Here is a 9,629-nt window from a genome sequence, read left to right on the forward strand (position 1 = left end):
TTGTTTTTGAAATTGCAATCGTTACTACTTATCTAGTCCTTCAGTTTCCTCAATCGATACTGCAAGTTCTGTCTACTCATACCGAGAGAGCTCGCAGTTTTTGTAATGTTATGATCATGTAGCTCCATTGCTTTTTGAAGATAATACTTCTCGGCTTCACGTAAATACTGATCAAACGGTACTAGCTTTGAATCGCTTTGAACGATAAAATCTCTTGGTTGTGAAGCGTCATTCGCTTTAGATTCCACTTTCATCTTAAATTGCAGAGGTAACATGTCGAAAGTGAGCGTATTTTCTGTTGTACGCATGGATGAGACTTCGTCGAGAAGCAGCTCGAGCTCTCGCAAATTCCCCGGCCATCCGTATGCAATAAGTGATTCTCTTACCTTTTCATCGATTTTCGTTAATCCTGTTCCTAGCGACTCTATTCTACTCTTTAAATACGATTCAGCAAAAGGGATAATATCTTCCGGACGCTTTCGAAGAGGGGGAATCCTAATGGTGAAAGAGGCGAAAAAGTAGTAAAGCTCTTTTAGCAATGTGCCCGATGCGATAAGCTCGACTGGATCATCCCCGATACTTGCAATGAATTGATGACTGGATGTTTTCTGTAAGACAAACAGCAATGCCTGTTGCAAAGAGATCGATAAATTATCGATACGTTCGCAAAATAACGTCATAGACGGTTGCTGCTGCAACGTTTCTTCGAGTTGTTGAATGATATCTGTATCCGCATGTAGACAATGGAAAGTGTGGAAAACCCTCTCGTTTTCAACTGATCCATAGTGAATAGCCTCAGCCAGATTATCCTTCCCTACACCTGTTTCTCCAATTAATAAAACTGGTAATCCAGCCTCTGCTGCTTTCTCGGCGGTGGAAATGACCGATTTCATGACAGCTGAATGGGCAGTAATTTGAGTGAATGTAATCGGTCCGCGATTTTTACGCAATGGTTGTAAAACAAATCTTTCCAATGCGGTAATATCTTGAGCGAACTCAATCGCACCGATTAACTCTTGTTGTTCATAAATAGGGTACGTGTCATTCATCGTCGTGATTTCTACTTTATTCGTATTCCAATATCTCTGCTTCACACGCAATTGCGGTTCTCCACTTTGTAATACTTTCAATAACGTACTCTCATTTTTATCAAAGTTAAATAACTCCAAAATGGAATGATCTTTTATATCTTCAAGATTTAATCCTTCAATGTCCTTCATTTTGCGGTTATAGACAATGGTTCGTCCTGAATGATCCACAGCGTGTATACCGATATTTGCATGGTCTACTGCAAACTGATTGCATATATTCAATAATTTTTCGTATGTTTTCAATTGAAACACCTTCCTACTGTATGTACTATCGTATTTCAGTCGCCAAGTTAATAGAATTTAAAAATAATTACAATAAAAAGCTTGCAATGTGCAATGTTTTCTTGCATCATTATAAATGTAAACGCTATCAAACGCAAATAATTTTTGCGTTCTACTTATAAAGGAGGATTTGATTCCAAATGATTCCATACAAACACGAACCGTTCACTGATTTTACAGTTAAAGAAAATCGCCAAGCGTATGAAGAAGGCTTAACAGTTGTAGAAAGTTATCTAGGACAAGATTATCCGCTAATTATCGGTGGCGAACGCATAATGACAGACAAGAAGTTAGCATCCACTAACCCTTCCAATAAAAAAGAGATCATCGGCGATGTCTCGCAAGCTAGTCGTGATCTAGCAGAACAAGCGATGAATACTGCGAAAGAAACATTCAAAACGTGGAGAAAAGTCAAGCCGGAATTTCGTGCGGATGTATTATTTAAAGCGGCTGCAATCGTTAGACGTCGTAAGTTTGAGTTTTCTGCACTGCTTACAAAGGAAGCCGGAAAGCCTTGGAATGAAGCAGATGCAGATGTCGCTGAAGGTATCGACTTTATGGAATATTACGCCCGTCAGATGCTTAGACTAAAAGAAGGTATGCATGTGGAGAGTAGACCAGGTGAATATAACCGATTCGATTATGTACCACTTGGTGTAGGGGTAGTGATTTCACCATGGAATTTCGCATTTGCGATCATGGCGGGTACAACAGTAGGTGCACTTGTAACAGGAAACACCGTCCTGTTGAAGCCGGCTTCCACAACAACGGTCGTTGCCTATAAATTTATTGAAGTACTGGAAGAGGCGGGAATGCCAGCTGGTGTCGTCAACTTCATCCCAGGATCAGGTTCTGAGATTGGTGACTACTTGGTCGACCATAAAGATACTCGTTTCGTTTCATTCACAGGTTCACGTGAAGTAGGTACACGTATTTTTGAACGTGCGGCCAAAGTACATGACGGTCAAATTTGGTTGAAACGTGTGATTGCGGAGATGGGCGGTAAAGATACGATTGTTGTCGACAATGAAGCGGATTTAGAATTGGCTGCGCAATCTATCGTGTCTTCATCATTCGGATTCAGTGGCCAAAAGTGTTCAGCGTGTTCCCGTGCGATCATTCATGAAGATGTTTACGATGAAGTAGTAAAGCGCGTAGAAGAAATCACGAAGTCATATAACTGGGGTGATCCAATCGATGGCAACAACACAGCGGGTCCAGTTATTGACCAGGCAGCTTTTGATAAAATCATGGATTATATTGAAATAGGCAAGCAAGAGGGACGTCTCATTGCGGGTGGTACTGGTGACGATTCGAAAGGATACTTCATTGCGCCAACCGTATTCGCAGATGTGGATCCAAATGCACGAATTTCCCAAGAAGAAATCTTCGGTCCAGTCGTGGCGCTTTCAAAAGCTTCATCGTTTACAGAAGCGATTGAATTTGCAAACGATACAGACTACGGTCTAACAGGTGCGGTCATTACGAAGAACCGACACCATATTGAGCAAGCTCGAGAAGACTTCCATGTAGGTAATCTATATTTCAACAGAGGTTGTACAGGCGCTATCGTTGGATACCAGCCTTTTGGCGGTTTCAACATGTCCGGTACTGATTCAAAAGCCGGCGGACCTGATTACTTGCAACTGCATATGCAAGGGAAAACGACATCCGAGATGCTGTAAATCGTTGAGGTGAATTTGAAGGAGTGAACGAATATGACGAAAACGACGAGAGTGATTGAGAAAACAAAAAAATATGGTGCAAATAACTATAATCCGCTACCCATCGTTATTTCTGAAGCGGAAGGTGTTTGGGTAACAGATCCTGAAGGTACTAAGTATTTGGATATGTTAGCTGCTTATTCTGCGCTCAACCAAGGACATCGCCATCCGAAAATCATTCAAGCGCTGAAGGACCAAGCGGATCGTGTAACGCTAACTTCACGTGCATTTCATAATGATCAATTAGGTCCGTGGTATGAAAAAATGGCAGAGCTTTCAGGTAAAAACATGGTTTTGCCTATGAACACTGGCGCAGAGGCAGTGGAGACAGCTTTAAAAGCTGCGAGACGCTGGGCGTATGATGTGAAAGGCGTAGCAGGCAACCATGCTGAAATTATCGCATGTGTAGGAAATTTCCACGGACGTACACTGGGGGCAGTTTCCTTGTCATCCGATCCTGAATATAAAAAAGGATTCGGTCCATTGCTACCTGGAATCAAGTTAGTAGAGTACGGGAATATCGATGCATTGAAAGCAGCTATTACTTCCAATACAGCTGCTTTCCTAATTGAGCCGATCCAAGGAGAGGCTGGAATCATTATTCCGCCTGAAGGATTCATGAAGGAAGCTTCGAAATTATGTAAAGAGGAAAACATTCTCTTTATAGCGGATGAAATTCAAGCAGGACTCTGTCGTACAGGCGAAATGTTTGCCTGTAACTACGAAGGCGTGACGCCAGATATGTATATCCTTGGTAAGGCGCTTGGCGGAGGAGTATACCCAATTTCCTGTGTACTAGCGAATGATAACGTCCTAGGTGTATTCAATCCGGGATCTCATGGATCAACATTTGGTGGAAATCCAATGGCGTGCGCAGTATCTTTAGCGGCAATTGAAGTGTTGGAAGACGAGGAGCTTGCGAAACAATCCAAGGAATTAGGAAATTATTTCATGGATGAACTGAAAAAAATATCACATCCTGCAATTAAAGAAGTGCGTGGACGTGGATTGTTTATTGGAGTGGAATTAACCGAACCGGCACGCCCGTATTGTGAAGAGCTAAAAAAGCTAGGTTTATTATGTAAAGAAACACATGATACAGTAATTCGTTTCGCTCCACCATTGATTATTAAGAAAGATGAGTTGGATTGGGCATTGGAAAAGATTCGCACAGTATTTAACAAGTAAGTCATACACTACCACCGAGATTTTACATCACGAAAAAATTCGAAAAAGATTTGGAATCGATGACTGGATGTTTGACTATGCCCGTGTTATAATGTGTCCGTGAAAGACAAAAACAAACAAAGAGGCGAGCCATACAATGACAGAAAACCTGAATCTATTTACGTCTACACAAGTTGTTATAAAAGATGCACTTGAAAAGCTAGGCTATGATGAAGGAATGTATGAACTATTGAAAGAACCACTTCTTATGGTAGAAGTACGTATTCCTATCCGTATGGACGATGGAAAAGTGAAAGTATTTACTGGATACCGCGGTCAACACAATGATGCTGTTGGACCGACAAAAGGTGGAATTCGTTACCATCCTAACGTTAGTGCGGAAGAAGTAAAGGCACTTTCTATGTGGATGACACTTAAAGCAGGAATTGTAGACTTACCATATGGTGGTGCTAAAGGTGGCATCATATGCGATCCGCGAGAAATGTCGATGGGCGAATTAGAACGTTTAAGCCGTGGCTATGTGCGTGCACTTAGTCAGGTAATGGGACCTGCAAAGGATATTCCTGCACCGGACGTCTTTACGAATTCACAAATCATGGCATGGATGATGGATGAATATAGTAAAATTGATGAATTCAACTCACCTGGTTTCATTACAGGGAAGCCAGTCGTACTTGGCGGTTCACATGGCCGCGAGCGCGCAACAGCTGAAGGTGTAACGATCATTATTAATGAGGCGGCAAAACGTCGTAATATTGATATGAAGGGTGCACGTGTAATCATCCAAGGATTTGGTAACGCAGGCAGTTTCCTATCTAAGTTTTTACATGATTCAGGCGCGAAAGTAATCGGTATTTCCGATGCATACGGTGCATTGTATGATCCGGATGGTTTAGATATCGACTATCTACTTGATCGTCGTGACAGCTTTGGAACAGTCACTACATTATTCGACAATACGCTAACAAATGCGGAATTACTCGAAATGGAATGTGATATTCTAGTTCCAGCGGCAATCGAAAATCAAATCACAGAAAAAAATGCTCATAATATCAAAGCGAACATCGTAGTGGAAGCAGCTAACGGTCCAACTACTTCGGAAGCGACAAAAATCCTAACAGATCGCGGTATTCTACTAGTGCCTGACGTATTGGCTAGCGCTGGTGGCGTAACAGTATCGTATTTTGAATGGGTTCAGAATAATATGGGGTATTACTGGTCTGAAGAAGAAGTACGTGAAAAAATGACAGCGAAGATGGTTCAAGCATTTGAAAATGTTTACAACATCGCAACTACACGTAATATCGATATGCGTTTAGCGGCATATATGATTGGTGTACGTAAAACAGCGGAAGCAAGCCGTTTCCGTGGTTGGGTATAAAAGTGATAAAAGGCATCTCCTCGAGTGTGAGGAGATGCCTTTTATATTTGTTTAATGGATGAAGTGGATTGGATCTCTTCGGTAGATTTCGGTTCCTCTTCTCTGCGCCAATACGTAAAAAGAACTTGTAACGCCATGAGACCAGATAATCCGATAACGATATAAAGGAAGCGTGCTAATGGCTGGTAAGCACCTTCTGTTAGTTGTGCGATGACATCAAAACGAAAAATCCCGACAACGCCCCAGTTTAATGCGCCGATTAACGCAATTGCTAACGTAACTTTTTGCAATGTTTCCATTTTATCTCCTCCTATGAAAAGTATATCCTGTTTTTAGAACACTATACTTGCATCGTTAATACATCTTTTTCATAATAGGAAGTAAGAAGAAGAAGAAGAAGAAGAAGAAGAAGAAGAAGAAGAAGAAGAAGAAGAAGAAGAAGAAGAAGAAGAAGAAGAAGAAGAAGGAGGCGTACGATGTGGATAATTTTATTTTCAACAATCCGACTAAATTAATATTCGGCAAAGATCAACTGCAGCATTTACCAGAAGAACTTGAAAGATACGGTAAAAAGGTACTCTTAGTATATGGTGGCGGCAGTATTAAACGTAATGGCTTGTATGATGAGATCATGACATTATTGAACGACAATGATTTTGAAGTAGTAGAGATGCCAGGCGTTGAACCGAATCCCCGACTGTCAACAGCTAAAAGAGGCGCAGACCTTTGTAAAGAACATCATATCGATGTGATTATCGCAGCAGGTGGTGGTTCTGTTATAGACTGTACGAAGTTGATTGCTTCTGCAGCGAAATACGATGGTGATCCTTGGGACTTCGTAACAGGCAAAGCAACACCTAAAGAAGCATTGCCATTTGGAACGGTGCTGACGCTTACTGCGACTAGTTCAGAGATGAATGCGGGTTCTGTTATTACTAATGAAGAAACACAGGAGAAATATGGATGGGGCGGACCGTTAAACTATCCAAAGTTCTCTATATTGGATCCCGAATATACATTGTCAGTACCGCTCGATCAAACGGTCAATGGTATTGTTGATACGATGTCCCACATGTTAGAGCAATACTTCCATACTGCAAATAATGCTTCGTTCCAAGATGAACTATGTGAAGCGGCATTGCGTTCCGTTATGAAGACTGGAGAGCAGCTCGTGAAAGATCCGGAGAACGTAGAGCTTCGCGAATCCATGATGTTTGCAGGAGTTTGGGGATTAAATGGTTTTCTATCGATGGGTACAAAAGGGGATTGGGGTACGCATACTATCGAACACGCTGTCTCTGCTGTCTACGACATTCCTCACGCTGGCGGTTTAGCGATTTTATTCCCGCACTGGATGAAGCAAACATTCCCGAAAAATCCACAACGCTTTGTTCAGTTGGCGGTTCGTGTATTCGGAGTAGATCCAGCTGATAAGTCGGACGAGGAAATTGCGATCGAAGGAATTGACTCTTTAAGTGCTTATTGGAAGAAGATTGGCGCACCTGTTACGTTAGCTGATTATGATATTGATGACTCTAAATTGGAGTTAATGGTAGAAAAAGCAGTTGTGAATGGGCCGGTCGGTAGATTCGCTCAATTATCCAAAGATGAAGTTTTCACTTTATTGAAGGCTAGTTTGTAACCTCTATAATCATTTGTTAATTGCATAAAAAAGACTGAAAGCATAGCCGGTACAGGGTTTGCTTTCAGTTTATCACGTCAGGTCACGTCGACTTGGCGTTTTATTATGGATAAATAACGAGTTCTACCGATTCTACATAGGAAAGCGTAGTGAGTTCTATATAGAGTGCGGAGGTAGATTTTTTAGGATGTGCCATAAGTTTGAATTGCAATTCGTGGTGATATTGGCGTTCAGGTGTTTGAAATTGTTTGATACGCATATGGTCAATTTCCATATGTTCTTCATTCAAGTACCTGACGAGATCGTCAATTTTAGACTTTTGAGTAATGATGACCGTACAATTTGCTTCTTTAGTGCGCAAGCGTTTAGGGCCGAATCTGCCTAATAAAGGCGCTACTAGCTCGATGACGATCATTACACTCACTACAGTGAACAATGCCTCGATATAGAAGCCTGCACCTACCGCGATACCAATTCCCGCTGCCCCCCAAATCATGGCAGCTGTAGTAAGCCCGGTAATATTATCATTGTCCCTGCGCAATATAGCTCCGGCACCTAGGAACCCGACACCACTGACGATTTGTGCGGATAGTCGCAAAGGATCCATTGTAATATTAATATCATTACGAGCGGGGACTAAATAAGCGGCTTCCATTGAGATGATTGTCAATAGACAACTGAAGGTAGCGATGACTGCACTCGTTTTTAGTCCAATAGGTTTTTTTTTGATCTCACGCTCCACGCCCATAATGATACTTAGTACTAGGGCGATACTGATTTTTATTAATGCTTCTCCATTAAATGAATCGGCAAGGATCGTTAACATAAATTATCCCCCCTTCACTTACAAAATAGGAAGATTACCTATATACTCTCTTTTATACGGCAATCGATTGGTACATGCCTCTTCTTCTATTGTAATGGGAAGAGAGATAGAAAGAGAAGTGATATTTTGAATAAACCGCTAATACATCCCTATATACCCATTGCGATTGGTGTCCTAACTATTGGACTATCCGCAATCTTTGTAAAAATGGCTACTGCAGATGCAGGAGTCATCGCCTTTTATCGTATGTTCTTTTCAGTTGTTATTATGCTTCCGTTATTTTTAATTTCTTATCGTAGCGAACTCAAGTCGTTAACAAAAAAGGATTGGCTGTTTACTGCGAGTTCAGGAATCCTTCTAGCAGTTCATTTTATACTGTGGTTCGAATCCTTAAACTACACGTCAGTTGCCAGCTCGACTGTATTAGTGACGCTGCAACCAATTTTTGCTTTAGCAGGTACCGCATTGTTCTTTAAAGAAATCATTACAGGAAAGATGCTGACTGCTGTTTTCATTGCATTAACAGGAAGCTTCATTATTAGTTGGGGAGATTTTCAAGTAAGTGGAGCTGCGTTATTTGGAGATATACTGGCATTACTCGCTTGTGCATTCGTTACCGCATATTTATTAATAGGTCAAAATGTGCGTAAAAGAATATCACTCGTGACGTATACCTTTCTTATTTATTCCGTGAGTTCGGTTGCACTGTTTTTCTATGTGCTCATCACGCAAGAACCTTTCTTCGGATATCCCACTTCGGATTGGGGATGGTTTCTAGCTTTGGCTATCTTACCGAATCTGTTGGGGCATACGTTATTCAACTGGGCAGTCAAATGGGTGAGCACAAATGTCGTGTCGATCGCCGTTCTGTTTGAGCCGGTACTCGCTTCAATTGCTGCGTTTTTTGTGTTGCACGAAAAAATAACTTCTCTACAATTAAGAGGTGCAATCGTTGTCCTGATAGGGGTTTTGCTGTTTGTTATTGATATAAAAGCAATAAAGAAAAAACTATTTACGAAAAACACTTGATTTCTCTATACGATCTATTGTATATTAGTTCTTGTCGCTTCGGACGTAATCGAAAACAACATAAAAAACTTTTTTAAAAAAGTTGTTGACTTCGACAAAAACCGAGTGTAAGATAGAGAAGTCGCTTTTATACGACTAACAAACACGAACCTTGAAAACTGAACAGCAAAACGTTAACGAAATACAGTTTGTGCACCTCGCGGTGACACAAACAAAATGAGTATCTTAATTGATGCCAGCAAATGAAACTCGAGCTAATCGATTTTTCATGTAACTGGTTGACGAGATGTTGTGGAGTGCTAGGAAGTGATCGAGCGAAAGAGGGAGCGTACTTCAGGTACGTGACCGACTGAGTGAGTGAAACTGACAACGCAATCCGCGGCATATCGTCAATCAGTATTATGGAGAGTTTGATCCTGGCTCAGGACGAACGCTGGCGGCATGCCTAATACATGCAAGTCGAGCG

The 9,629-nt window shown here is 41.4% G+C and carries 9 protein-coding genes and 1 rRNA gene; 6 read left to right on the forward strand and 4 right to left on the reverse strand.

All coding sequences use genetic code 11. From position 1 onward, the window contains the following. Positions 1-32: 32 nt before the first annotated feature. Positions 33-1,334: a sigma 54-interacting transcriptional regulator gene (locus tag CSV60_RS11250; RefSeq protein ID WP_233189606.1), complete on the reverse strand. Its 1,302-nt coding sequence runs from the start codon at positions 1,332-1,334 to the stop codon at positions 33-35. Positions 1,335-1,513: 179 nt separating this feature from the next. On the opposite strand from CSV60_RS11250, the gene pruA reads away from it, so the two are divergent. The 3 genes from pruA to CSV60_RS11265 all read left to right on the forward strand — a co-directional run bounded on the left by pruA (position 1,514) and on the right by CSV60_RS11265 (position 5,666). Further along, positions 1,514-3,058: an L-glutamate gamma-semialdehyde dehydrogenase gene (gene pruA, locus CSV60_RS11255; protein WP_099637068.1), complete on the forward strand. Its 1,545-nt coding sequence runs from the start codon at positions 1,514-1,516 to the stop codon at positions 3,056-3,058. 33 nt (positions 3,059-3,091) lie between these two features. Next, entirely contained in the window at positions 3,092-4,285 is a 1,194-nt protein-coding gene (locus CSV60_RS11260) for an ornithine--oxo-acid transaminase (RefSeq protein ID WP_099637069.1), read from the forward strand. A gap of 136 nt (positions 4,286-4,421) precedes the next feature. Then, complete coding sequence (locus tag CSV60_RS11265; RefSeq protein WP_099632634.1) at positions 4,422-5,666, forward strand: Glu/Leu/Phe/Val family dehydrogenase; 1,245 nt, start codon at positions 4,422-4,424, stop codon at positions 5,664-5,666. Positions 5,667-5,707: 41 nt separating this feature from the next. Here CSV60_RS11265 and CSV60_RS11270 read toward each other — a convergent pair whose 3' ends face one another. Together CSV60_RS11270 and CSV60_RS15870 are read right to left on the reverse strand one after the other, a co-directional pair. Further along, entirely contained in the window at positions 5,708-5,965 is a 258-nt protein-coding gene (locus CSV60_RS11270; RefSeq protein ID WP_099637070.1) for a DUF378 domain-containing protein, read from the reverse strand. Positions 5,966-6,020: 55 nt separating this feature from the next. Further along, the gene (locus tag CSV60_RS15870) at positions 6,021-6,164 is read right to left on the reverse strand and encodes a hypothetical protein (RefSeq protein WP_158233174.1); all 144 of its coding nucleotides are present in this window, start codon (positions 6,162-6,164) and stop codon (positions 6,021-6,023) included. On the opposite strand from CSV60_RS15870, the gene CSV60_RS11275 reads away from it, so the two are divergent. After that, entirely contained in the window at positions 6,145-7,308 is a 1,164-nt protein-coding gene (locus tag CSV60_RS11275; RefSeq protein ID WP_099637071.1) for an iron-containing alcohol dehydrogenase, read from the forward strand. The genes CSV60_RS15870 and CSV60_RS11275 overlap by 20 nt on opposite strands. A 103-nt stretch (positions 7,309-7,411) precedes the next feature. On the opposite strand, the gene CSV60_RS11280 is transcribed toward CSV60_RS11275, so the two are convergent. After that, entirely contained in the window at positions 7,412-8,134 is a 723-nt protein-coding gene (locus tag CSV60_RS11280; protein ID WP_099632637.1) for an MgtC/SapB family protein, read from the reverse strand. Between the two features lie 126 nt (positions 8,135-8,260). On the opposite strand from CSV60_RS11280, the gene CSV60_RS11285 reads away from it, so the two are divergent. Further along, the gene (locus CSV60_RS11285) at positions 8,261-9,163 is read left to right on the forward strand and encodes a DMT family transporter (RefSeq protein ID WP_099632638.1); all 903 of its coding nucleotides are present in this window, start codon (positions 8,261-8,263) and stop codon (positions 9,161-9,163) included. A gap of 398 nt (positions 9,164-9,561) precedes the next feature. Next, a 16S ribosomal RNA gene (locus tag CSV60_RS11290) occupies positions 9,562-9,629 on the forward strand; the annotation flags it as partial.

The sequence above is a fragment of the Sporosarcina sp. P7 genome, assembly GCF_002743425.1.
In the GTDB taxonomy this organism is placed as follows: Bacteria; Bacillota; Bacilli; order Bacillales_A; family Planococcaceae; genus Sporosarcina.